Consider the following 26,669-nt stretch of genomic DNA (forward strand, 5'->3'; position numbering starts at 1 on the left):
TTTATAACAACTAATTTCCAATTACCCAGCCTAAGGTAAAGTTTACCAGAGGCACAAATTCAGTATCATATTTATCAAAATTCACTCCGGGACCTGCGCTAAATTCCAGATTAAACTTTCTTTTGTAAGTACGCTGTAATCCCCAAAGCGCGCCTACTGTAAAGGAAGGAACTGCTTCATTATATTTATCATTCGTCGAAATAGATTCAAAATTATAAGCGGCTACTAAGCCAAGATAATTTCCAGAATTAAATGCGGTTCTCTTTCCTTTAGCCGCTCTTTTTTCAAGATTGTAGTAATGACGAAATTGCTCAACGATTTGCGGAAAAAACGCAAAATTTGACTCATTAGAATTTGATGAGAATCCTAAACCTAAACTAGCTTCAGAGTATAAAGTGTTTTTAGCGTCAAAACCATGTTCCCAAACGAAACCTGGCAAAAACATATTAACTTTAAATTGATTTTTTTGAACAGATGTCACTGCTTCATCCTGTGCGTAAGATGCATTAATTAAAAAGGCAAATAAAATAGCGAATAGGTAATTTTTCTTCATTGGTGGTTTTTAAATAGTTGTGGCAAAAATAGCATTTAAACGATATAATCAAATTAAAAAATAAAAAATTTTCTTACAGTATATTAAGTAACTGCTTTATCCTAAAGTCAATCGATTCTATACCGCACGATTTCTACTGCAAATCATATAAGTTCTCTAAGTAATTGTATAACAGCCGTAAAGTTTTTAGAAAGTAAATTTGATAAACATTAAAAATCAAAATCATGAACCTAAAAAGATTATTTGGAGGAATACTTACAATTCTTGGAATTGTAGGTCTTATTTACACAGCAGTTATTTTTGCTGATACTACAGGAGGAACACGTGATATTAAATCGCTTATTATTTACGGAATACTAGGAATCGTTTTCTTTACCTCCGGAATTAGTCTAGTTCGTACTACAAAAGACGAATCATAGATCATAATAATGCATTTGCGATCTTTTCATAAAGAGGAGTTGCAACACCATATTTTAAACCTTCGTTGACTACAAATTGTGTCAACGAAGTTACTTCTGTTTTTCGATTTGCCAGCAAATCTCTGTGCATCGATGAAGTAGCTTCTTTAGGCGATTTTTCAAGCTTAATAATAGTTTGATTTACAATATCATCTGGCAATTGCAAGCCTTTTGCTTTTGCGATCGCTTCAATTTCATGAAGCAATTCTACATAAACTTTCATAGATTTCTTTTTCTTTTGAATTTCGCCAATATTCTGATTCAGATAAGAAGTGGCTGAAGCCAATGCTGAAATAAAAATAAATTTCTCCCAAACCGTTTCCTCAATATTTTCAACCAGATAACTTTCAATTTTAGCTTTTTGAAGGATATTTTGCAGTTCTTCTAATTTAGCAATTGAAGTTGTTTTTGAACCAAAAAAAAGCTTTTCATAAAAGCCCATTTTTCTAATCGTTCCCGGCGAGGCAATCATGGAAACAATATAAACACAACCTTGTAAAATATCATTTTCAGGAAATATTTTTTTGATACGTTCTGGAGCGTCAACACCATTGTATAAAGGAAGAATTACAGTTTTTGAAGTAATACATTTGTGCAGCGAAAGCAAACTTTCTTTAATATCATACGTTTTGGTGGCACAAATTAAATAGTCTAAAACACCTATTTCATCAGGATCATTTGAAACCAGTTTTGGGTACGCAACAATTTCAGAATCATCATTAATAATTTTCAATCCATTCTCGGCGATGGCTTCTTTTGTTGCGCCTCTGGCAATAAAAACAACCTCAATATCAGCAGAGTTATAATAGGCTTTCGCCAAAAGTCCACCGAAATATCCGCCTACTCCACCAAGTCCTAAAATTCCAATTCTTTTCATAGTATAATAATAAAATGCCACAAAGGCGCTAAGTCACAAAGCTACAATCAAACAAAAGCAAAAACTTAGTGTCTTTGTGTCTTTGCGGCAAAAAAAAACATTATTCCTCTGCAACAGGCTCCAAATTCAGCTCCGTAAAATCGTGTTCTGTTTTCGAAATTATAATCGTTGCCACTGTATTTCCAATTAAGTTTGTAATTGCTCTGGCTTCACTCATAAATTTATCAACGCCCAATAAAAAAGCCAATCCTTCCACCGGAATTTTATGAATCGCCGTTAACGTAGAAGCTAAGACAATAAATCCGCTTCCGGTTACGCCCGCAGCTCCTTTTGAAGTAATCATTAAAATCCCAATTACGCTCAGAATCTCGGCAAAACTCAAATGCACGTCATACAACTGCGCAAGAAATATAACCGACATCGACAAATAAATCGAAGTTCCATCCAGATTAAAAGAATAACCTGTCGGAATCACCAAACCAACAACAGATTTACTGCAGCCCATTTGTTCCAGTTTCACCATAATACTTGGCAAAGCGGCTTCAGAAGAAGAGGTTCCGAGAACTAACAAAAGTTCTTCTTTAATGTATTTTAAAATGGATAAAATTTTGATTTTGTAATATTTCAGAAGAGTTCCTAAAACCAGAAACACAAATAAAGCCATCGTTAGATAAACGCAAAGCATCAATTTTCCAAGCGGAATTAAAGTTTGCAATCCAAATTTACCAATTGTATAAGCCATTCCTCCAAATGCACCTATTGGAGCCAGATACATCACATATTTTAAGCCCGTAAAAACTACTTTTGAGAAACGTTCTAGAACCAAAATTGTCTGTTCTCTTTTTTGATAAAAATTCAAGGCTATTCCGCAAACAATCGCCGCCAAAAGAACCTGTAATGTAAAATTAGAAAGGAAAAACTGCAGCCACGAAAAATTCTCTGCAGCATGGTTCGTGTATTTGCTCGCATCTTGTAAAGCCAAACCTGATTTATCAATTTTGCCAGGTTGAAAAAAATAGGCAACGCCAACCCCAATGGCCAATGAAATCGTCGAAACCACTTCAAAATAAAACAAAGCTTTCACTCCAATTCGGCCCACCTTTTTCAGGTTTCCCATTCCCGAAATTCCCAAAACAATCGTAAGAAATATAATCGGTCCAATAAATAGTTTGATAATGTCGACAAATGTTTTTCCGACAATTTCCATTTTTACACCATTCTCAGGCGAAAAATGTCCGAGCAAAACACCGGCAATAATGGCGATTAAAACCCAAAAAGTAAGATTGGTAATGATAGCATGAAAAGTGCTTTTCTTAATTTTCGGAGAAGGATTTGGAGTAGTTATATTCATGAATGAGATTTAGTGCTTTCACAAATATATAAAAAATGCAGACCTATAAGCCGGATTCTGTCCCTGATAAATCAGGGCCTTATCATTTATCTAGATCCAGCATTACTACTGGACTCAAGCTACCTACCCTTCAACAACGGACGAGAAGCCCTTAAATGCTGATATACTTGGTATTTCACCGCATAGAGTTTACCTGGTTTCACTACAGCATTACCTGTACATACTTTCTGTTGCACTTGTCCTTGCGTTATTTCTAACACCGACGGGGGTTACCCGCTATGCTTCTCTGTGGTGTCCGGACTTTCCTCCCCCCAACGAATTGAGCGACGATAAGGCGGTCTGCGGTGCAAAAGTAGCGATTTATCAACGAAGAATCAGCCATTTAAATTTCCGATTTTTATAAATTTTTCATAACAATTTAATTTTAAATTGGTTACCTTTAAAATCCTTAATTTTTAAATCAATTATCATGACAAGAATGTATCACTACGCAACTGTTTCAAAAGCTTTGGACCAACTTCATGAAAAAGGATTTACATGTGATTTTAATCGCAATGCTGACGCGATTAAAAAAAATCCTGAAAAATTTGAAATTGTACATGTGTATCGATACGAAGGGGATTCAGATCCAGGCGATGAGGCAGTTGTATACGGAATTAAATCGAATTCGGGCAAAAAGGGCGTTTATGTAGCAGGTTTCTCCGCCGACTCCGATCAGGAAACCGCAAAATTTTTATTTGAATTGAGTATAAAGGGAAGGTGATTTTTCAGGAGCTAATCCTGCTGTCCTTCCAATCTTTTGTGCCGAACCCCGGCACAAAAGGATTTTCCCTCCCATCAGGGCTAGGGCACTCAGTTTCATAAGATGTTTTATTTTGACCACAATCTTGTCATTTCGAGGAACGAGAAATCACATCCAGAGAGAACGAACTGTAAATTCGTAATGTGATTTCTCGTTCCTCGCAATGACATAAAATTAGAATAAAAACCTTGCGCCCTTTGCGCAAACCCTTTGCGCTCTTTGCGGTTAATTAAAGCGGTTAAAACAAAAAAGTCCGTCATAAAAATGACAGACTTTCAAAACGACCCGCAATTAAATTACGAAGTTGGTATCTTCAATTTCCAACCCGGCTGAATCAGGTCTGGGTTTTTAATAATATCTTTATTGGCTTCGAAAATATCCTGCCACGACACGCCATGATCTTTTCCTATTTTGGATAACGAATCGCCGCTTTTTACGGTGTATTCTGTAGTAGTTCCTTCTGTTACTTCAATATTCATAACCACATCTGCTGATCTGTAATCAGGGTCTAATGTTCCGTAACTATCCCAAAGTTTCTCTTTATCAGCTGCAGACTTTACTGTACCGTCAATATACAATACATTATCCTGTTCTCTAACTTGTAAATTTGCTACACCCAAAGTAGAAGCTAAATCTGTTAACTCTTTGTATTTCTCTTGTAAACTCATAACATCATTATTTAATAGTTAATTTGTTTTCTACTTTTTTAGGTTTCAATTCCTGAACACTTTGAATTAAAGGTGCTAATTGACTGCGTTTAATTTCTCCTGTAAGTGTTACAACACCATTAGCAACACTAGCACTAACACCACTATAAGCTTTCACCACCTCATTAACAGAAGTTATCAAAACAGTGTCTGGATTAATTTCAACCGGAGCAGGTTCCGCGGCTACAGGTTCCTCGGCTAAAATCTCGCAATTATTAACCACTGATTTTACGCCTTTCACTCCTTTTACAATACTCTCCGCATTTTGTTTAACGCTATCATCCTGACAAGTACCCGAAATAGTAGCAACACCTTTTACAACCGTGACATAAACTCCCGCCAAACCACTGATTTTTGCATCTATCTCTTTTTCAATATCGGCGTCTTTAGGACCGCAGGCGACCAATAGAAAAGCAAAGCTCATTCCTAATAAAATTGATTTAATTTTCATAATGATATTTTTTTAGTTTAGTAACTTTAAAGTTAAAAAATTAAAAATCAACATTTTACACAATTATGTTATCAAATTTATATTTTTTCCAGTTTTTTTAGTTTAAATAATCAGGAGGAAACATTTGCTGTCCGTATTTTTTGAAGAGGAAATTTAATTTTTCTTTTGTTTCATTTTCTGTATTTGAAGAAGCTGTTTCAAGATACTCCGCTATTTCTTCAAATAAATCATCTAATCCGGCTGGTGTGACGGTGCACAAGAGTTTAGCCGGTTCGTTGGAAAGATTTTTAAAACCGTGTACAATTCCGCCTTTTGGAATATTGACGAAAGAACCTTTTTTGGCGACATAACTTCCTAATTCTGATTTAAAAGAAACTTCGCCTTCCAGCACAAAAAACGTTTCTGTAAAATCAGCATGCGAATGTGGATTAGGCCCCGCACGCGGAGGAACCGACATTTCGATTACGGCATATTCTCCATTGGTTTGTTTTCCTGAGATTATAATTCGGTAATCGCCTCCTGCTATTTTTAGTTTTTGGCCTTCGGATTCGTTGACGGTTATGATTGGGTTTGGAGTTTTCATTTTTAACTGTTTTTAGTTCTAGCGATTCAATTTTTCGATTTACTCAAAATTAAAACTAAATACATTCAAAAAATAGAATATAATTAATCCAATAAAAACTAGAAAAATTCCAAAAACAATTGCTCCGGTAATAATTATTTTTTTCATTTTAATTACCCAATACTTCATTATTTACAGGCTGTAAAATCCAAATCAATTCTTCTAAAGCAGAAGCAGGCATTTTTACCACTGATTCCATTTTCGATTCATCAGAAAAAATAATCAGAACACCTTCATTGTCTTCTTCATAACCTACTGCTTTAAATGAATAATTAGGATTCGTAATTGCAAATTCTTTCTTTCCATCTTTAAACCATCCATAGTTAGCTTCATAAACGATCTTACTTTCTAATATCTCAATAGTTTCTTCACCATACGTATTCCAAAGTGAAAGTCGAAGAAGGTAAAATCCCATTAATGAAAATAAACCTATTCCAATAAAATAACCAAAATGCAATCCCCTTCTCGTTAATATACCAACCATCGTTCCCGCAATTGGAAATACAAAAAAAGCAAATGCAAAAAAGAACATTACAATTCTGACTGCAAAGGGAGATTTTTTAACTTTTAATTTTAAAATATTTTTACTGAAATTATATTGATGCATTTTTGTGATAATTAATTTTAGAATCAATTCTATGAAAGGAAAAATATCAAAATTTAATTGAAGCCGCTCGATCTTCACTATGAATTTCGAATATTACTTCTTTTCTATTTTGTTTTATGCACACTTCATTATACTTTTTGATGGCTACCAAAATCTGATTTTCCACAGCGGTTAATTGATCATATAATGAAAGTATTGATTCCTGCGTTTTGAGTTTAAAATCAGATTCCAAATTAACTAAAGTCCTTACCAAATGGGTATTCAATAAGTCATTTGCTTGTTTTACTTTACCAACTATATCTTTATTTAATACTTTATTCTCACATATTTTACCAAATTCGCTAGCATAAAAACTAGTTTGTTCTAATTCCTTTTTATCTATTATTTTTGAATTTTGAAGCTTAGATGTAAATTCAGCAACTACCTCTGTTTTATGTTTAAATTGATCTTTTAGTGCTATCCATTTTTGATTAATTTCGGATTCATTCTGAGCCAAAAGGTTTAAACTTTGCAAAAAACAAAATACCGTTACAAAAATTATATTTTTCATATTCACTTAATTAGCGGCCCAATTTACCATAACGTTGTTGCTCAGAAAAATACAATATAATGTTTTTTCCATTTTTCTTATAAGGATAAAATAATTCATATGTTCCATCATGCGAACTATAGCGTATTTCTTCGCTTTTTTTTGTAAAAACGCTGTTTAAATAGTCTCTTTCTTCTTGGGTTGTTTTGTAAATATAGTCCGCTTTTTGTGGGTGTATTGTATCTTTCAGATTTCCATTATAATATTCATTAAAGCCCAAGTAAACCGGTGAACCTTTAATCGAATCTTTAACAATAACTGTTACACTCGGAAAGTTTTTATCTGTTCCTGATAAAACTTCTAAAATCGCTGCAGTTTCTTTAATGTAGCTTTCGGAAAAAGTATAGTTTACCACTTTGTCACTACTTGATTTATTGGTTTCGATAATAGATTTAGCAGACGCAACTAATAATTTTTCCTTTTTGGCAGAAGTCAAATAATCTCCTCCAAATAAAATTATGGCAATCAAAGGAAAAATTAAAAGTAAGACTATAAATCTTATTTTATTTGATTTAGTATTTAGAGTGTCTTGATTGTGTCTTTCGGCTATTCTGGTTAAATTAAACATTAGATTAACGATCAACGAACCAGTCATTAAAGCAAGAATTCCTAAAACACTTAAATAAAAAGTTTCGGTCATGTTTTCTCTAAATACTTTTAAACCAAAAACCTGAATCATTATAAAAGTAAAAACCCAATAAACCAATAAAAGTATTGAAGTTATTCCGATGATGTTACTTAATTTAACTATTTGTTTTGCGTTCATAAATACTAATTATATTTAATTCCTTTATCAAAATATTAATTTGTTTGGGATTAAAAATAGTACATTTTTTATTACAAAATAGTAATCAAACAATATTTCATTAGAAATAATTAAAGCAAAAAACTTCAATTTAAAAACGCAACATTCTCTAAAAAAACAGATTACTTTTTAATGTTCAAAACACATGAAATCTTTCAATTTTTAAATTTTCAAATCATTAAATTATACCCTATATTTGCTATCGAATAAAAAAGAATATGGAACAATTTGTAGTATCGGCTCGTAAATATCGCCCACAAACCTTTAAGGATGTTGTAGGTCAGAAAGCCATTACCAACACTTTGCTAAATGCTATTGACAGCAACCATCTTGCTTCTGCCCTTTTATTCACCGGACCGCGTGGTGTTGGAAAAACGACCTGCGCACGTATCTTGGCACGTAAAATAAATCAGCCAGGATATGACGATCCAAATGAAGATTTTGCTTTTAACGTTTTTGAGTTAGATGCAGCTTCAAACAACTCGGTTGATGATATCCGTAACCTTATTGATCAGGTTAGAATCCCACCCCAAACTGGGCAATATAAAGTCTATATTATTGACGAGGTTCATATGTTGTCTTCGGCAGCTTTTAATGCTTTTTTGAAAACATTAGAAGAACCGCCAAAACATGCTATTTTCATTTTAGCAACAACAGAGAAACACAAGATTATTCCAACGATTTTATCGCGTTGCCAGATATTTGATTTCAAAAGAATTACAGTAAAAGATGCTAAAGAACATTTGGCAGAAGTTGCAACAAGTCAGGGGATCAATTTTGAAGATGATGCTTTGCACATTATTGCTCAAAAAGCTGATGGTGCCATGCGTGACGCTTTATCTATTTTTGACCGTGTAGTTTCCTATTGCGGAAGTAATTTAACACGTCAGGCTGTAACCGAAAACCTAAATGTTTTAGATTACGAAACTTATATTAGCATTACAGATTTACTTTTAGAAAATAAAATTCCGGATCTTTTATTAGCTTACAATGATATTCTGGCAAAAGGTTTTGATGGGCATCATTTTATTGCTGGTCTGGCTTCGCACTTTAGAGATTTATTAGTAAGCAAAACGCCTGCAACTTTGAGTTTACTTGAAGTTGGTGAACAAGCACAACAAATGTATGGTGTTCAGGCTCAAAAATGCTCTCAGGACTTTTTATTAAAAGGAATCGACATTGCCAACGACTGCGATTTAAAATACAAACTAAGTCAAAACCAACGTCTTTTGGTCGAATTATGTTTGATGCAATTAGCCTCTATCAACTTTGATGGAGAAAAAAAAAAGTTGAGCAATTCATAATTCCGCCTACTTACTTTAAAAATGGAGGTTATTCTATAGTTGAAGTCAAAGGTCAAAAGTCGAAAGTCGAAAGTCAAACTGAAACTTCAAATAATTCTTCTGAAGCTTTAAATCAACAAAAAGAAGAAATAGTTTCAACTGCAAACGCTGAAAATCCAGTTTCTGCTACTGTTGAAAATACATCTTCAACTGAAAATCAACCTAAAAAGGTTTCTGCTTTTTCTCTCGCGAGTATTCGTGCGAAAAAAGAAATGGAAGAAAGCAACAAATCATATGTAAAACCTACTTCAGTTTTACCTACAGAAGACTTTACAGAAACAGAAATGTTAGTACAGTGGAACAAATATGCACAACGTCTTGGTGAAAAAGGTTTCAAAATTATGGAATCGTTACTTTTGATTAACGATCCAAAATTAAACGGCACCCAAATTACACTTGAATTGCCAAACGAAGGTTCGAAACTAGATTTTGAAAGTCAGCTAAACGGGCTTTTAGGACATTTGAGAGGGCATTTGCACAATCACGATATTACAATTGAAATTATTGTGAATGAAGCAATAGAAACCAAAAGAAGTTTTAATGATCAGGATCGTTATAACCGATTATTAGAAATCAACCCAAATATTGAACTCTTACGTACAACCTTTGGATTGGATTTGCATACTTAGTTTTTGTTCGTAATATTGTTATTTATTTCTTAGTCCGAAATCATATACTTTATCGAGCCATTTTTCTCTTTGAGACTCATTAGATCCTTTTATAATTCCGATGTAGCTTACTTTTACTGGCTTTACACCGCAGAATTCCAGAGTTGATTTCTTTAACTGATTAACACTTGGCCTCGCATAAAATAATCTGTAATACCAGCCTGGCTGATCTAAAGTTGTTATAATGTGTGCTGATTTTCCTTTTAGAAGTTTATCCCACCAAACTGAGTTTTCACGGTATTGAAAAGCCATTCCGGGTAAAAACAAACGATCAATAAATCCTTTTGTAATTGCCGGAAGTCCGCCCCACCAAACAGGATGAATCCAAACCAAATGATCGGCTTTTTGAATTTTCTCCCACGCTTCCAATAAATCAGGTTCTAATTCAGTTCGTTTTTGGTAACCAAATTTTAAATTAGGGCTAAAATTTAAGTTAGCAATTATAATTGTTTCTACCTCTGCGCCAGAAGTGATAGCGCCTTTTTGGTAAGAATCTGCGATAGCGAAATTGAAGCTTTCCGAATTTGGATGTCCGTTTATAATTAGTATTTTTTTCATGTTCTATTCGCTTATTTTAAGATTAATGGTATTGTAATTATTTAACGCTTCATAAACTTCCTGCGACGAATGCATTTGATGACTAAAATAAATCCCACTTACTAAAGTTTCACTTAACATCTTTTCGATATGTAAAACAGTAGAAAATGCAGTTAATTCAGCCTGACCTTTAATACTTTGCAAGCTAACTCTTTTTGTTTTATCCTGAGTTTTAATAATTGCTTCAAAAATAGTTTGATCACCATTTCCGCTTGAACTAAAGAGTAATTGTCTTTCTCTTAAAAACATGATATTAAAAATCTTAAGCGACTGAAAATACCCCATTAAACTTGTTACAAACTTAGAATTATAAGTCATCTTAACCGAGACGGTTGGTATTTTTTCTATCTGATTTAAAATAAACAAATCCGGAACATCAAGGTTATAAGCCTGACGTTTTCCAATTCCGAATGAGAAATTAAATTTTTCGGAATTTAAAAAATGTTTGACTTGTTGTGGTTTGTTATTTTTATAAACAACGAATGGTTTACATACATTTTCTGCTAAAAAATTTGCTGAACTTTTCCCAGCCAAATCTTTTACCGAATAATAAATATAAAGATTTGCTTCTTGAATTTTAGACTTATCCCTTTCTACAAAATCAACCAAACTGCCAACAATACCACCCATCCAGCCAGAACTAAAAACAATTCGGCTATTAATATTTTGCTTATCTGCTTTGGCTAAATCATATGCAATGGTCAAATCGGGAGTTGGTTTTGTAATATCAACATAATCAATATTATTTTGTATTGCAAATTTCAGAATTTCATTCGCATCATCTTTTGTAGACATTACGATTAAATCGATTTCATTCTCTAAGATAGAATTAAAAGTCTTAGGATTAGCGACATCAACAACCAAACTATTCCTTTGATTGTTTAATTTACGGCTTCCAATAAATAAGTTGTAATCAGGATTTCTTCCCTTAAGGATACGTAATATGACTTTACCTACTAATCCTGTCCCTCCAATTATTAAAATATTCTTTCTCATTATTGTATATTATTTTCAGCAAAAATAATGAGCAAATATTTCTCAGAAACCAGACAAATGTCCTATAAAATCGCTTTTCTGATTCGACTTAAATGTCTTGGTGTAACGCCTAAATAAGAAGCCAAATATTGAAGTGGAATTAACTGAAGGTATTTTTTATGGTTCTGATAAAGTTCTTCATAACGTTGTGTTCCGGATAATTTCTGAAAAGAAATCATTCGTTTCTGAAGCCTTACATGTTCCATTTCAGTTAATTTTCGCCCTATTTCCTGCCAATGAATACTTGATTTATAAAGCTTTTCTAAATTCTCACGACTTATAACCTGCAATTCTGTATTGGCTAAAGCCTGAATATTTTCTTCGGCTATTTCCTGAGTTATAAAACTAGAAAATGAAGCCATAAATTCGTTTTCGAAAGCAAAACAATTTGTAATTTCATCACCCTGATGATTGAAAAAATAAGAGCGTAAAATTCCTTTTTTTATAAAAACGATTTCATTGCAAACCTGATTTTCGGTCAATAAAAAATCTCCTTTTTTAAGCTTTCTAAAGGTAATTAAATCATCTAATTGATCTAATTCAACTTGAGGTAAAATATGAATAGATTGAAAAACGGATTTCATTTTTAACATTATAATTTAGTAGTAAAAAATCTGTTTTATTCAAATGTTACTTCTTCAGTTGTCGCTTTTAAAATCTCATGATTTGATTTTTCAATTTCTATTGTAAACCTGTGTTTTTTAAAACTTTCGGGTTTTAAAGCTATTTTCATGACATAAGTATTTAATGTAGCAGGATTTAAATCAGCCAGAAAACCTTCAACAAGCTTATCATTAACATCATAACCATGTGCGGTAACAATACTGTTTAATTCAGATCCAGCTGGAAAATTGGCATTAAAAGCTGCATTACTTTTAATTGAAATTCTAATCAAGGGATATTTTTCACCTCCATATCCTTTTTGACATTTAGTTGTTGCATATATTGCATTCGAAAAGTTGAAATTTACCTTTTCTTCAGCCATATATTCACGATTATCCCAATCTATCTGATAACCGAACACTAATTTTTCACTTGCTACAACTTTAGGATAACCTACACTAGCAATTATCGTATGATAATCATAATATTTTTCGTGTGGGCATTCAGGAAAGCAGGCATTCAACAATCCTAAAATATTAAAAGTCAAAAATAGTGTGAGTAGTCTTTTTTTCATCTTTGTCAAAATGGTTTTATAATAACGAACTTACAACTATATTTTTACAATTCATTTTTTTTCATTTTAAGAAAATGTATGCCGTGATATCTTTTATTTAGTAAACACTCTTTCAATCCTTTTATCCGGAATAAGCCATGACATTGCAACAATAAAATAGGCTGCACCGGAAATCCATTCATTATAAAAAGAAGCTACAATTCCAAAACTATATAAAACTATTGACGCTTTTCCTTTAAAATCTTTTGCCAAGGCTTTTGCCAATACAGAACTCTTTCCTTCTACATCTAATACAGTTTTTTGAAGAATTACGTAAGCAATAGCAGAAAGCAATAAGATAGCTCCATAAAATGCCATTGCTGCTTTTGCAAAATTATGCTCGCCCATCCAGCCTGTGGCAACAGGAATTAGTGATAACCAAAATAGCAAATGTAAATTTGCCCAAAGTATTTTTCCGTTTACTTTTGATAATCCGTGAAGTAAATAATGGTGATTGTTCCAGTAAATTCCAACATAAATAAAACTTAGAATATAACTTAAAAACTTTGGAATAAGCGGTTTTAAATCGGCAAATTCATGTCCGTGAGGTACTTTAATTTCTAAAATCATTATCGTTATAATGATTGCTAAAACACCATCACTAAAAGCTTCAAGTCTGGTTTTATTCATTTTATATAAGTTTTAAAAAAGGTTTGCCACAAATTACACTAATTTCAACTAATTTTTTATTCGTGATGAAATATATTAATTCGTGTAAATTAGTGTAATTCGCGGCAACAAAATTAGGGCGTAAAATTAAATTTTACCGTAGTACATTGCTTTTACGATACCATCAGAAAGTCCGATTTTTGGAACATAAATTTGACGTGCCCCACTCCATTTCATTGCGTTAAGATAAATTCTTGTTGCATGGATAATTACGTCGGCACGGTCAGAGTTTAATCCCAATTCAGCGATTCTTTGCTCGTATGTCAAAGAATTCAAGAAAGCATATTGTGAATTGATGTAAATGTAAGAAAGCGGTTTTTCCTGCTGTTTTCCAGACATTTTAAACAATTTATTGATGTTTCCGCCAGAACCAATCAATGTTACTTCTTCATAATCTGCCGTATTGGTTTTAATCCATTTTTCGATTTCATCCCATACAACATCGCAAACCATATCATTTAACAAACGAACTGTTCCCGCTTTGAAAGATCTTGAATTGATCATTTTTCCATCAGAGAATAACGTAAATTCGGTACTTCCACCGCCGACATCTACAAATAAATAAGTTTCGTCTGTTTTTAATAAATGATGTAAATCTGTAGAAGCAATAATAGCAGCTTCTTTTTTACCATCAATAATTTCAATTTTTATGTCGGCTTTTTTCTTGATCAAAGCGACAACTTCTTTGGCATTATACGCTTCACGCATTGCCGAAGTCGCAAACGCCATATAACGTTCTACTTTATGTACTTTCATCAAAAGATTGAATGCTTTCATGGCATCAACCATTCGATCTATATTTTCTTCTGAAATTTCACCTACAGTAAAGGCATCTTGTCCCAAACGAATTGGTACACGAACAAGGGAACTTTTATTAAATTGCGGTTCTTTGCCTTCTTGTTCTACAACATTCGATATCAGCAGCCTCATGGCATTTGATCCGATATCTATTGCTGCAAACTTCTTTATATTAATCATGCTCACTTATGATTTGATTTTGGTTTTTATTAATTTATTTTCTGTGGAACCTCTTCTAATACCGCAATTTTATTTTGGTAATATTTGTAGGTTTCAAGCTGAGCTCTAAATGGGGCATGATGATTTCTAGGCTTGTATTTATTATCTAATTTATAGGAATGATATCTCACTTTAACATTCCCTTTCCATGCAATATTAAAATTATCGATCAGTTCTTTTTTAATTTCCAGATCATAAATAGGGCACGTAACCTCTACTCTTCCGTCCAGGTTTCTGGTCATAAAATCGGCAGATGAAATATATACTTCGGTTAAACCTGCATTTCCAAAAATATAAACTCTTGAGTGTTCCAGATAATTATCAACAATACTAATAGCTTCTATGTTTTCGCTCATTCCCGGAATTCCCGGAATTAAAGAGCAAATCCCCCTAACCTGTAACTGAATTTTTACTCCGGCATTACTGGCTTCGTATAATTTATCGATCATTTTAAAATCAGACAAACTATTCATTTTAAGCTTAATATGTGTTTTTCTACCGGCAAGAGCATGCAAAATTTCACGATCAATCAGTTTGATAAACTTGGTTCTGGTATAGTGTGGCGATACTATTAAATGTTTGTATCGGTGTACTCTGTAATTAATATCGAAAAATTCAAATATTTTAGAAATGTCTTTCAGAATTCCCTGATGACAAGTAAAAAGTGTGACATCTGTGTAAATTTTAGCCGTAGATTCGTTGAAATTTCCGGTTGAAATAAACCCGTAGCGCCTTGTTTTTCCGTCTTCAACTCTTTCAATAACACATATTTTACTATGTACTTTTAATCCTTTAATTCCGAAAATAAGATTAATTCCTTCCGTCTGCATTTGTTCAGCATACGAGATATTGGTTGCTTCATCAAAACGAGCCTGCAATTCAATTTGAACTGTTACTTTTTTACCATTTTTTGCTGCATTAATCAAAGAACTGATAATCTGTGAATTCTTAGCCAAACGATATAAAGTAATTTTTATACTGGTTACTGTAGGATCTAAAGCCGCCTCACGCAAAAACTTTGTCAGATAAGAGAATGATTGATATGGAGCATGTAATAAATAGTCTTTTTTATTGATTTTCTCCAATATACTTCCTCCCAAACTTAGCCCTGGAATTGGTAATGGTTCATTCGGTTTATAGAGTAGATCGTATCGTCCTAAATTTGGAAAATTCATATAATCACGACGATTATGATATCTTCCTCCCGGAATAATACTATCTGTTTCGACAATTTTCATTTTATCCAAAAAGAAACGCAAAGTATCTTCTTCAATTAAATTATCATAAATAAAACGAACAGGTTCACCTATCCTTCTGTCTTTTACCGAAGAAGCAATTTTCTCGAGCATACTCTTGCTCAAATCACTATCGATATCCAACTGCGCATCACGCGTAATTTTAATCATGTGTGCCGAAACACTTTTATAATCGAAAATATTGAAGATATTCTTCAAATTATAACGAATTACATCATCAATCAAAATAACATAATGTTTATCATCATGCGATGGCAGAACCACAAATCTGTTTATTGTTTTTGGAATTTCGATAACTGCATAACGAACTTCATCATTTTGATTCATCTCTAATCGAACAGCCAAGTATCCCAAAGTATCTTTAAGAATAGGAAATTCCGCTAAATCATTCAAGATGATAGTTACGAGTTCGGGACTCAATTTCTGAATAAAAAAGTCTTTCAGAAATCTTTCCTGATCTTGTGTAATTTGATCTTCATTGATGATGAATATGTTTTCAGCTTCCAATTCAGCTTCGATATTACCTAAAATACGAAGACTTTCAGATTGCTGCTGAATAACGATTTCTGTAATATCTTTTACTAATTGATGGGCAGAAACGCCGCCTAAATATTTTTCGCCAGAAATTCCTGAAAGGCTTAGTCTACGGATTGCGGCATAACGAACTCTAAAAAACTCATCTAAATTGTTCGAAAAAATTCCAACAAAACGCAACCTGTCTAAAAGTGGTACTGTGTTATCTGCTGCTTCCTGAAGCACTCTTGCATTAAACGCTAACCAACTTTTTTCTCTATCGATATATTTCTGTTCGTACACTTTATTTATTTTAAATCTTTGGGGAAAATTGTTTTATGGGTTTTGCCTTTATTGATGTTATCCCAGCTTTCACTGTCGAATTGTAATGATACAAAACCTGAAGTCGGGACGTTTTCGATAAAAACATCCCCAAATTTATTAACAAAATTTGTAATAGCCTCGTTATGTCCAAAAAGAATAACGCTTTCGAAACTATTATCACATGATTTAATAACCTTTTCGAGCTGTCTTTCATCAAAAGTATAAAGATCGTCTTTATAAACGATACTCTCGATAGGGTATGAAATATTTTGGGCAAAAATTAAAGCAGTCTCTGAGGCACGCGCTGCAGTACTACTCCATATTATATATGTTTTTGGAAGAAATTTTGAAATATTGGCCGATACATCATGCGCATCTAAAATCCCTCTTTTCATTAAAGGTCTGTCAAAGTCTTTTAAAGGTGCTTCCCAACTTGATTTAGCATGACGTATTAAGATTAAATTTTTCATAGGCTGAAGTTATTTAGAAACATCAAAAAAAGAAGTTCTGATTTATTGAAGTTCTAATTTACAAAAGAAATTTTAATAGTAATCACTTTTTTATTTCTGTTAACATTTAGTCTAAAATTTTAACAAGAAAAAAGAAGAGCCAGAAATGAAGAGAATCGAAATATAAAAATATCCAATTTTCAAAAAAAGCGCACTTTATCTATTAAACCGTTCACTTAGTCGATTTATTCAAATCAACAATTTATAACATAAATAACTGATTATCAATAACTTAAAATTACAATAAAAATACTTTTTAAGCTAAAAAAGTAAAAAAACGGCAATTTTTTATTTGTTAGAAATGGCATAAAAAAATGCTTTTTTGATCATTATTTAACAAAATAATGACATTTCAACGAGTTTTTAGGTTAGTTACAGACAAAAAAAATCAAAACAAAACAGTCTATATAACTTTGATTATGTTAAAAATCAACAAAAACCAAAAAACAAAAACCCAAGTTATGAGAACTAAAACTACTCTAATAAAAGCTGTAAAATTTGTCCACAATTGTAAGTTTATTTTTTCGCTCAGAAACAATATCTTCCAAAAAAACATTTTTTCAATACTGTTCTGTTTCATTATACTTATTTCATTTGAAAAAGCCGGGTATCTCGATCTTAATCTAAAGATTGAAAACAACAGAAGTAATAAAACTTCTTCTTTAGATGTCTACAGCAATTCAAATATTCCAAAGATTACGTTTATTAGGCCTTTTACAGATTCTTTTAAAAGCACTATAACGGAATATCGTATTGCTTTTCAATATAGTTCTAACCACTCTATTACTACATAATTCATCTCATTTAAAAAATTAAAAGAAATACACTCCCCAAACAAAAACAGGAAAAGTCCCTTTAAACATCAGTTCCTTGTTATTGCCGATCGATAATTTTTAATCAAAACAAAACTGATTAAAAAAAAATATAAGTCTCATAATAAAAGTATTAAAGTTTTAAAAATTAGAGATTATGAAAAACATTACTTCTTCTTTAAAAAATATCAATATTAAAGGCGTTTTTATAGCGTTACTTTTAATATTTATTACAAGTGGCTATTCTCAAGGTACATATGATGGAGATTACTGCCCAGGACCCAACGCAGTTGGTGATGAATATGCAACCGGAACTGTTTACAGCACAGTATTATCAGCTAACCCTTCTTCCACGTGTAACATTGGAACGATTCACGCTAAAGTTGATACTCAAAATCAAGTATTAAGATTAGGTATGGACATTGGTAATGGTGGTTCGGCACTTTTTAGATTGTACTTAGATACCAATAATGATCCTTTAACCGGATTAACAGAGGATTCATTTGGAGACGACATTAGTGTAGCCGGTGCTGAATATATCTTAGAAATTAATTCTAACGGAAGTGGTTTTACTTTATATACGGGAGATGGAGATATTTTAACTGAAACTAATGTGATACCTGCAGGCCTCGCTGTTCAAGCTGGTAATTCTAACTGTAATACCGGTAGTTCATTTTTAGAGTTTAATATTCCTTTTGGAAGTTTGGGAATCAACATTTGTGATCCCAATAACCCTGGTGTAATCAATATTGCAAAATTAGCTTCTGTTAGTGGTAACTCCCCTAATTCAAGTCTATGTACTAATATCCCACTTACTTTTGGAATTCCACTAAAAGGAATAGTTGGACCAAACTCAACTATTTGCTCAGGGGCTAGCGCCGCTTTAACACTAACTGGTCTAAATGCTAATTCTACTGTAACTAAATGGCAATCATCTATCTCTCCATTTTCAGTTTGGGTAGATATTGCTAATACGGCAGGTTTAACAGTTTATAATACCGCTAATTTAACAGAAACCACAAAATTCAGAGCCTTATTTTCTAATTCAGGCTTATGCTCTGGAAGTGCTATCGCTACAAGTGAAGCAACCGTAACGGTGAAAGCTGTTACTAGTTGTTCCATTACCGGTACTTCCGGGCCTGTGTGTTTATCTTCGTCTAATGTTTATTCAGCACCAGCTGGCATGACTACCTATGCGTGGTCTTTACCTCCAGCAACTGCAAACGGTGCCATCATAACATCTGCATCAAATGCACAAAATGTAACTGTTCAGGCTGGTTCTGTTTGTAATACAACGTTCAAATTAATACTAACTACTACTTTCGATGGATGCAGTTCTACTTGCGAAAAAATAGTTACTGTTAACGACACAACGGCACCAATCTGGACAACTGCTGCAGGAGCGCTTAATGTAACTTTGCAATGTAGTGATGCTGCCGGTTTAGCAACTGCTCAGGCTAATGCCCCTTTAGCAACAGATAGTTGTGGAGGAACAGTCACTTATAACAAAATAGGTGGCCAGTTTGTAGCATCTCTAACTTGTAGCAATGCAGGAACATACACTAATACCTGGACTGCAACTGATGCATGTACAAATATCTCTACTGTCTTTACTCAGATCATCACTATCGAAGATACTACAGCTCCAACTTGGACAACTGCTGCAACTGCCCTTAATGTAACTTTGGAATGTAGTGATACTCAGGGATTGGCCAATGCACAAACTGCCCTACCAATTGCAGCCGATTTATGTGATACCGATGTAACCAATATCATCAAAGTATGCGGTTCGTTTACAGCTTCTTCAGGCTGTGGAAATGCCGGTACTTATACCAATACCTGGACCGTTACTGACGATTGTGGAAATACCTCTGATGTCTTTACTCAGATCATCACTATTGAAGATACTACAGCTCCAACATGGACCACTGCTGCCACTGCTCTTAATGTAACTTTGGAATGTAGTGATAATCAAGGATTGGCCAATGCACAAGCTGCACTACCGATTGCAGCCGATTTATGTGATACCGATGTAAGCAATATCATAAAAGTAAGCGGTTCGTTTACAGCTTCTTCAGGCTGTGGAAATGCCGGTACTTATACCAATACCTGGACCGTTACTGACGATTGTGGAAATACCTCTGATGTCTTTACTCAGGTCATCACTATTGAAGATACTACGGCTCCAACATGGACCACTGCTGCCACTGCTCTTAATGTAACTTTGGAATGTAGTGATACTCAGGGATTGGCCAATGCACAAGCTGCACTACCGATTGCAGCCGATTTATGTGATACTGATGTAAGTAATATCATCAAAGTAAGCGGTTCGTTTACAGCTTCTTCAGGCTGTGGAAATTCCGGTACTTATACCAATACCTGGACCGTAACTGACGATTGTGGAAATACCTCTGATTTCTTTACTCAGGTCATCACTATCGAAGATACTACGGCTCCAACATGGACCACTGCTGCCACTGCCCTTAATGTAACTTTGGAATGTAGTGATACTCAGGGATTGGCCAATGCACAAGCTGCACTACCGATTGCAGCCGATTTATGTGATACAGATGTAAGCAATATCATCAAAGTAAGCGGTTCGTTTACAGCTTCTTCAGGCTGTGGAAATTCCGGTACTTATACCAATACCTGGACCGTAACTGACGATTGTGGAAATACCTCTGATGTCTTTACTCAGATCATCACTATTGAAGATACTACAGCTCCAACATGGACAACTGCTGCAACTGCTCTTAATGTAACTTTGGAATGTAGTGATACTCAAGGATTGGCCAATGCACAAGCTGCACTACCAATTGCAGCCGATTTATGTGATACCGATGTAACCAATATCATAAAAGTAAGCGGTTCGTTTACAGCTTCTTCAGGCTGTGGAAATGCCGGTACTTATACCAATACCTGGACCGTAACTGACGATTGTGGAAATACCTCTGATGTCTTTACTCAGGTCATCACTATTGAAGATACTACGGCTCCAACATGGACCACTGCTGCCACTGCTCTTAATGTAACTTTGGAATGTAGTGATACTCAGGGATTGGCCAATGCACAAGCTGCACTACCGATTGCAGCCGATTTATGTGATACAGATGTAACCAATATCATAAAAGTAAGCGGTTCGTTTACAGCTTCTTCAGGCTGTGGAAATGCAGGTACTTATACCAATACTTGGACCGTAACTGACGATTGTGGAAATACCTCTGATTTCTTTACTCAGATCATCACTATCGAAGATACTACAGCTCCAACATGGACCACTGCTGCCACTGCTCTTAATGTAACTTTGGAATGTAGTGATACTCAGGGATTGGCCAATGCACAAGCTGCCCTACCAATTGCAGCCGATTTATGTGATACCGATGTAAGCAATATCATAAAAGTAAGCGGTTCGTTTGTACCTTCACAATGTATAAACTCTGGAACCTATACCAATACATGGACAGTAACAGACGCCTGTGGAAACAACTCTCAAACTTTTACTCAGGTAATTACAATCCAGGATACTACGGCTCCAACATGGACAACCACAGCTGACGCACTAAACGTTACCTTACAATGTAGTGATGATGCAGGTTTTAATGCTGCACAAAATCAGGCACCAGTTGCTACAGATAATTGTGGAGGAACAGTAACTTATACCAAAACAAGCGGCACATTACAAAAAGGAAGTTGCGGAAGTACCGGAACATATACTAATACATGGGTAGCAAAAGATGTTTGCAATAATTCATCAAGTACCTTTACTCAAGTAATTACAATTCAGGATAGTGCCGCACCATCATGGGTTACAGTAGCGGGGACGTTAAATGTAACTTTAGAATGTAGTGATACAACAGGATTGGCAGCTGCACAAGAGCAGGCACCAGTTGCAAATGCAAAATGCACTATTGTTACTTATACCAAAACAAGTGGTCCGTTTATACCAACGCAAGGATGTTCTAACGCCGGTACTTACACTAATACATGGATCGCAAAAGATGATTGTGGAAATGCTACTGATATTTTCACACAGGTAATCATTATCCAGGATACTACTGCACCAGCATGGGCAACAGAAACAGCTTCTTTAAATAAAACTATTCAATGCAGTGATGCTGCAGGATTAGAAGCTGCTCAGGCCCTATTCCCTACTGCAACTGATTTATGTGATACAAATGTGAATAACATTGAAAAAACAGCTGGTCAGTTTGTAGCTTCTGAAGGATGTTCTAATGCTGGTACTTATACGAATACCTGGATTGTAAAAGACGATTGTGGAAATACTTCCGATATATTTACTCAGGTAATTACCATCGAAGATACTTCTGCACCAACATGGACTACACAAACAGCTTCTTTAAATGTTACTTTAGAATGTAATGATACAACCGGATTGGCATCCGCGCAAGCCTCATTCCCTGTTGCAACTGATTTATGTGATACAAATGTGAGCAACATCGAAAAAACAGCCGGTCAGTTTGTAGTTTCTGAAGGATGTTCTAATGCTGGTACATATACGAATACCTGGATTGTAAAAGACGATTGCGGAAATACTTCTGAAACCTTCACTCAGGTAATTACTATCGAAGATACTTCTGCACCAACATGGACTACCATTAATGCTTCTCTTAATGTTACTTTAGAATGTAATGATACAACCGGATTGGCATCCGCACAAGCCTCATTTCCTGTTGCAACTGATTTATGTGATACAGATGTGAGCAACATTGAAAAAACAAGTGGTCAGTTTGTAGCTTCTGAAGGATGTTCTAATGCTGGTAATTATACCAATACATGGATAGTAAAGGATGCTTGTGGAAATACTTCTGAAACTTTTACTCAGATAATTACTATCGAAGATACGACTGCGCCAACATGGACTAGCGTTGCCGGATCTCTTAATGCAACTTTAGAATGTAATGATGCAACTGGATTGGCATCGGCGCAAGCCTTATTCCCTATTGCAACTGATTTATGCGATGGTGATGTTGCTAATATTGAAAAAACAAGTGGTCAGTTTGTTGCTACTGAAGGATGTTCTAATGCTGGTACTTATACCAATACATGGATTGTAAAAGATGCTTGTGGAAATACTTCTGAAACTTTTACTCAGGTTATTACTATCGAAGATAAAACTGCTCCAACATGGACTACACAAACAGCTTCTTTAAATGTAACAATAGAATGTAGTGACACAACAGCTTTGGCATCGGCGCAAGCCTCATTCCCTGTTGCAACTGATTTATGCGATAGTGATGTTAGTAATATAGAAAAAACAAGCGGTCAGTTTGTTGCTTCTGAGGGATGCTCTAATGCAGGTACTTACACTAATACCTGGATTGTAAAAGATGATTGTGGAAATATCTCAAATACTTTTACTCAGGTAATCAATATTCAGGATACTACTTCTCCAACATTTATTGGAGACCTTCCACAAAACATGACCGTTTCTTGTGATGCCGTTCCAGAAGCGGCCACACTAGAAGCTTCTGATAATTGCAATGGAAATCTACCTATAGTATATACTGAAATTAAAAGTGATATTCAAAATGAGTGTAATACCAATTATACCTTAACCCGTAAATGGACAACAAGTGATTGTGGTGGAAATATAGTTTCTCATACTCAAATTATAAAAGTAGAGGATACAACGGCTCCAACAGGAACTGCTCCAACAGATGTAGCTAATTTGCAAAGTATTGCCGATATTCCAGTCGGGAATCCAAGTGATATAACAGATGCCGCAGACAACTGCAGTGAAAATATAAACATTACAATAAGTGACTCTAATAACGGAGGAAGCGGTTGCGAAGGAAATCCTTATATCCTTACCAGAACATATACTTTAACAGATTGTGCCGGTAACAAAACAGAATTAACACAAACCTTTACTGTAGAAAACAAAGTTTCTGTATCGGGTATTGCTTCACATGTAACTTGTATGGGAGAAAGCGATGGTTCAATTTTAGTAACCAATAGCCCCGGATCAACAGTTGTGATTACCAATGGAAATAATGAAGTTGTTGGAAATACCAATTTACCAGCCGGAACTTATACACTTACAGCAACATCATCTGTAAATAGTGGAAACCAAACCTGTACTGCCACTGCTACAGTGATTATAACTGAGCCAGACTATAGAATTAAAATCTCCGGACAAATAATAAATGTAGACACTAATACACCAATTGCAAATGTACCTGTAACCTTGATTCCTCAAGGAACAACAACAGGACCAATTTTATTCCGTTTAACAGGAGCAGATGGAATGTATACCTTCTCAGGCATGGCTGCAGGAAGTTACTTAGTTCAGGTTCAGGATGCTAATTTAAATAATGTTTATCAGTTATTTCCTGTAGATTCTAGCTTATTCTTTACTACTCTTGAAGATTGTAAATTCCAGGTACATAACTTTGAATATGGAAAAACAAAACTTCCTATTTTAGGAGATTATGTTTGGTACGATACAAATGCAAATGGAATTCAGGATGAATGGTATGACGCCAACAATGATGGCAACGTAACTCAAAACATTCCTGATAGCGAAGGCTCTATAGATTACAGTCTTTGGGAATGGATCGATCTTAATGGAGATGGAAGTTATGCAGGTCCACAAAATATTGGTGAATTAAATGCGGGAGGATTCGGAAATGCATCAAGTGCTAATGTCTTTGTAGACGGTCCAAACGGATACCATAAAGAAGTAATTATTGGAATTCAGGGCTATTGGAGAGACAGACCAGAAACCGAAAATCCTTACGGACAATATACTGTTAAACTGGTTCGCGATGCCAATTTAGAAACAACTGCAATTGCTTTAGGAGTTGGTGGCTTAGTAAAAGTACTACCGTCAGTGACAGATAAAAAAGCACCGTCAAAAACTGGTAAAACACAATTACATACAGTTTGTACAACGTCGCCTGATGCAGGATATATAGTAAATGTAACGCCGGAAGATTTAGTTCATTTAGACATTGACTTTGGTGTCAATTGTAAAGAATATCGTGATCTTATTGCTAATGATGATAGTGCCGGACCATTTGCAGGTGTTAACCATACAACTACTAATGTTCTGAATGTGTTGCCAAACGACACCATTGAAGGTGTAGTGGTAACTGCGTCTGATGTAATAATAACTACAGTAACACCAAATGAATTTTTACAATTGAATCCTGATGGTTCAGTAGATATTCTACCAAATGCTCCTGTAGGTACATTAACAATGGTTTATCAAATTTGCGAAGCAGATCAAACTTCAAATTGTGATACTGCAACGGTAACTATTACCATTGAAGCTCCGGTAATGACCGTGACTGCGACAGCAATTTGTGTAAATGATGTTCCTTATGTAGACTACATAGTAACACCTGGAAATTTCACTCCGGTAAACGGTGTAACAATTGCCTGGGCTGACAGTAACAACAATGTTATTACTACAATGAACGATTTACCATTAACAGGACGAGTATTGTGGCCTGGCGCTGTTGTAGATCAAGCCGGAAATGGTGTAGATTGGCCAGGATGGTTATTCCAGAATAATCAATGGATTGAGGGAGCAGACGGTTTCGAAGCATTACGTCCTACTGCAACTTTAACGATAAGCGTTAATCCTTCGCAAACGATAGTTGTAAATTACCCACCATCAGATCCTTATTGTATTGCCCGTCCAACATTTGCAATAGTAGCCAATGATGATAATGCAGGTCCAATAAGTGGTAATACCGGAGGTACAAACGTTCTAAATGTTTACACAAATGATACATTGAATGGTAATGTAATTAATCCGGCTGATGTGACCTTAACTACGGTTACACCAGACCCAACAGGAACCTTGACATTAAACACTGATGGCTCTGTAGATGTACCTGCAAATACACCTACGGGAACATACGTACTAACCTATCAAATTTGTGAAAATGCTGATTTTGGAAACTGTGATACAGCGATAGTAACTGTAACCGTTATTAATACACCACCAGTAATCAATGCTCTTTCAGACACTTATAGTGTTAGTTGTGAAGGATACGGAAATGTTGGAAATGTTTTAAGCAATGATACAATTGATCTTAATCCTGCTTTAATAGAACTACTAAACTTTACATTACTTCCTAGTACCAATGGTCATCCTGGTATTACTGTGGACGCATCAGGAAATGTAAATGTTGCAAGTACAACTCCTGCAGGAACATACAATTACGATTATCAAATTTGTCTTAAAAACCGCCCTGAAATTTGCGTTACAAGAACAATTACAGTAACCGTTCTTCCAACTATAGTGAATCTAACAAGCGAAGCCTGTAATGAAGACTCTTCTCTTATTGATTTAATGACTTTGCTGCCAACTAATGAACCAACAACAGGTACATGGTCAGACACAGGTAATAGTAACGCTTTACAAGGTAGTGTTCTAAATCCATTTGGGCTTGCAATAGGCAATTACACATTCGAATATAAAATAATCGATGAAGATTGTCCGAGAACTATACTACTTTCAATGGATGTAAAAGATGACTGTAAAGTATTACCATGCGGAAATATAGTGATACACAATGCCTTTTCTCCTAACGGAGACGGAATAAATGATTTCTTTACAATTGATAGTATTGACGAAATAAATTGTTATCCTGAAAATACTGTTGAAATATATAATCGTTGGGGAGTATTAGTATTTGAAACTACTAATTATAACAATACAACCAATGCATTTGATGGAACTTCCAGAGGAAGAACCACGGTTAAAAAATCTGATGGTCTGCCAACTGGAACTTACTTCTACATTATTACTTATAAATCTTTGGATGGAAATAATGTAATGCAGAATAATAAAAAAGATGGTTATCTATATCTATCAAAATAAAGATTGAAAATTATGTGATTCGCTATAAAAG

22 protein-coding genes and 1 other RNA gene are annotated in these 26,669 nt (G+C 34.5%); 5 read left to right on the forward strand and 18 right to left on the reverse strand.

Annotated elements, in window-relative coordinates:
- Window positions 1-10 precede the first annotated feature (10 nt).
- Entirely contained in the window at window positions 11-553 is a 543-nt protein-coding gene (locus AC3ITQ_RS19845; protein WP_489235852.1) for a hypothetical protein, read from the reverse strand.
- Window positions 554-777: 224 nt separating this feature from the next.
- On the opposite strand from AC3ITQ_RS19845, the gene AC3ITQ_RS19850 reads away from it, so the two are divergent.
- Window positions 778-972, forward strand: coding sequence for a hypothetical protein (locus AC3ITQ_RS19850; protein ID WP_489235853.1), 195 nt, complete (start codon window positions 778-780; stop codon window positions 970-972).
- Window position 973: 1 nt separating this feature from the next.
- Here AC3ITQ_RS19850 and AC3ITQ_RS19855 read toward each other — a convergent pair whose 3' ends face one another.
- From AC3ITQ_RS19855 to rnpB, 3 genes are all read right to left on the reverse strand, one after another.
- Window positions 974-1,888: a ketopantoate reductase family protein gene (locus tag AC3ITQ_RS19855; protein ID WP_489235854.1), complete on the reverse strand. Its 915-nt coding sequence runs from the start codon at window positions 1,886-1,888 to the stop codon at window positions 974-976.
- A gap of 100 nt (window positions 1,889-1,988) precedes the next feature.
- Window positions 1,989-3,239, reverse strand: a complete 1,251-nt coding sequence (locus AC3ITQ_RS19860; protein WP_489235855.1) for a cation:dicarboxylate symporter family transporter — start codon at window positions 3,237-3,239, stop codon at window positions 1,989-1,991.
- Between the two features lie 30 nt (window positions 3,240-3,269).
- Window positions 3,270-3,585, reverse strand: an RNA gene (gene rnpB, locus AC3ITQ_RS19865) — RNase P RNA component class A.
- Between the two features lie 123 nt (window positions 3,586-3,708).
- Here rnpB and AC3ITQ_RS19870 point away from each other — a divergent pair.
- Complete coding sequence (locus tag AC3ITQ_RS19870) at window positions 3,709-4,002, forward strand: SH3 domain-containing protein (RefSeq protein WP_489235856.1); 294 nt, start codon at window positions 3,709-3,711, stop codon at window positions 4,000-4,002.
- A 335-nt stretch (window positions 4,003-4,337) separates the two neighbouring features.
- On the opposite strand, the gene AC3ITQ_RS19875 is transcribed toward AC3ITQ_RS19870, so the two are convergent.
- From AC3ITQ_RS19875 to AC3ITQ_RS19900, 6 genes are all read right to left on the reverse strand, one after another.
- Window positions 4,338-4,709: a LysM peptidoglycan-binding domain-containing protein gene (locus AC3ITQ_RS19875; RefSeq protein ID WP_489235857.1), complete on the reverse strand. Its 372-nt coding sequence runs from the start codon at window positions 4,707-4,709 to the stop codon at window positions 4,338-4,340.
- Window positions 4,710-4,716: 7 nt separating this feature from the next.
- On the reverse strand, window positions 4,717-5,199 hold the full coding sequence (locus AC3ITQ_RS19880; RefSeq protein WP_489235858.1) for a BON domain-containing protein: 483 nt from the start codon (window positions 5,197-5,199) through the stop codon (window positions 4,717-4,719).
- 97 nt (window positions 5,200-5,296) lie between these two features.
- Window positions 5,297-5,782: a cupin domain-containing protein gene (locus AC3ITQ_RS19885; RefSeq protein ID WP_489235859.1), complete on the reverse strand. Its 486-nt coding sequence runs from the start codon at window positions 5,780-5,782 to the stop codon at window positions 5,297-5,299.
- 148 nt (window positions 5,783-5,930) lie between these two features.
- A complete protein-coding gene (locus AC3ITQ_RS19890) occupies window positions 5,931-6,428 on the reverse strand; it encodes a hypothetical protein (RefSeq protein ID WP_489235860.1) in 498 nt (165 codons plus the stop codon).
- A gap of 46 nt (window positions 6,429-6,474) precedes the next feature.
- Window positions 6,475-6,978, reverse strand: a complete 504-nt coding sequence (locus tag AC3ITQ_RS19895) for a LemA family protein (RefSeq protein ID WP_489235861.1) — start codon at window positions 6,976-6,978, stop codon at window positions 6,475-6,477.
- 10 nt (window positions 6,979-6,988) lie between these two features.
- Window positions 6,989-7,783 carry a hypothetical protein gene (locus tag AC3ITQ_RS19900; protein ID WP_489235862.1) on the reverse strand — a complete coding sequence of 265 codons (795 nt, stop codon included), beginning with the start codon at window positions 7,781-7,783 and terminating at the stop codon, window positions 6,989-6,991.
- A 257-nt stretch (window positions 7,784-8,040) separates the two neighbouring features.
- Between AC3ITQ_RS19900 and dnaX the strand changes: the two genes are divergently transcribed.
- Complete coding sequence (gene dnaX / locus AC3ITQ_RS19905) at window positions 8,041-9,126, forward strand: DNA polymerase III subunit gamma/tau (RefSeq protein ID WP_489235863.1); 1,086 nt, start codon at window positions 8,041-8,043, stop codon at window positions 9,124-9,126.
- A gap of 251 nt (window positions 9,127-9,377) precedes the next feature.
- Complete coding sequence (locus tag AC3ITQ_RS19910; protein ID WP_489235864.1) at window positions 9,378-9,794, forward strand: DNA polymerase III subunit gamma/tau; 417 nt, start codon at window positions 9,378-9,380, stop codon at window positions 9,792-9,794.
- A gap of 18 nt (window positions 9,795-9,812) precedes the next feature.
- Here AC3ITQ_RS19910 and AC3ITQ_RS19915 read toward each other — a convergent pair whose 3' ends face one another.
- The 8 genes from AC3ITQ_RS19915 to AC3ITQ_RS19950 all read right to left on the reverse strand — a co-directional run bounded on the left by AC3ITQ_RS19915 (window position 9,813) and on the right by AC3ITQ_RS19950 (window position 16,930).
- Window positions 9,813-10,391: an NAD(P)H-dependent oxidoreductase gene (locus AC3ITQ_RS19915; protein ID WP_489235865.1), complete on the reverse strand. Its 579-nt coding sequence runs from the start codon at window positions 10,389-10,391 to the stop codon at window positions 9,813-9,815.
- A 3-nt stretch (window positions 10,392-10,394) separates the two neighbouring features.
- Window positions 10,395-11,426, reverse strand: a complete 1,032-nt coding sequence (locus AC3ITQ_RS19920; protein WP_489235866.1) for a saccharopine dehydrogenase — start codon at window positions 11,424-11,426, stop codon at window positions 10,395-10,397.
- A gap of 62 nt (window positions 11,427-11,488) precedes the next feature.
- Window positions 11,489-12,049, reverse strand: coding sequence for a Crp/Fnr family transcriptional regulator (locus AC3ITQ_RS19925; protein ID WP_489235867.1), 561 nt, complete (start codon window positions 12,047-12,049; stop codon window positions 11,489-11,491).
- Between the two features lie 35 nt (window positions 12,050-12,084).
- Window positions 12,085-12,642 carry a hypothetical protein gene (locus AC3ITQ_RS19930; RefSeq protein ID WP_489235868.1) on the reverse strand — a complete coding sequence of 186 codons (558 nt, stop codon included), beginning with the start codon at window positions 12,640-12,642 and terminating at the stop codon, window positions 12,085-12,087.
- A 93-nt stretch (window positions 12,643-12,735) separates the two neighbouring features.
- Window positions 12,736-13,311 carry a TMEM175 family protein gene (locus tag AC3ITQ_RS19935; RefSeq protein ID WP_489235869.1) on the reverse strand — a complete coding sequence of 192 codons (576 nt, stop codon included), beginning with the start codon at window positions 13,309-13,311 and terminating at the stop codon, window positions 12,736-12,738.
- A 126-nt stretch (window positions 13,312-13,437) separates the two neighbouring features.
- Window positions 13,438-14,328 carry a Ppx/GppA phosphatase family protein gene (locus AC3ITQ_RS19940; RefSeq protein WP_072976074.1) on the reverse strand — a complete coding sequence of 297 codons (891 nt, stop codon included), beginning with the start codon at window positions 14,326-14,328 and terminating at the stop codon, window positions 13,438-13,440.
- A 29-nt stretch (window positions 14,329-14,357) separates the two neighbouring features.
- Window positions 14,358-16,439 (reverse strand): polyphosphate kinase 1, encoded by a 2,082-nt coding sequence (gene ppk1, locus AC3ITQ_RS19945; protein ID WP_489235870.1) that lies wholly within the window; start codon window positions 16,437-16,439, stop codon window positions 14,358-14,360.
- Between the two features lie 5 nt (window positions 16,440-16,444).
- On the reverse strand, window positions 16,445-16,930 hold the full coding sequence (locus AC3ITQ_RS19950) for a SixA phosphatase family protein (protein WP_072976070.1): 486 nt from the start codon (window positions 16,928-16,930) through the stop codon (window positions 16,445-16,447).
- 1,008 nt (window positions 16,931-17,938) lie between these two features.
- Between AC3ITQ_RS19950 and AC3ITQ_RS19955 the strand changes: the two genes are divergently transcribed.
- Entirely contained in the window at window positions 17,939-26,638 is an 8,700-nt protein-coding gene (locus AC3ITQ_RS19955; RefSeq protein ID WP_489235871.1) for an HYR-like domain-containing protein, read from the forward strand.
- The last annotated feature ends 31 nt before the right edge of the window (window positions 26,639-26,669 follow it).

This window comes from Flavobacterium sp. KH_001 (genome assembly GCF_057840745.1).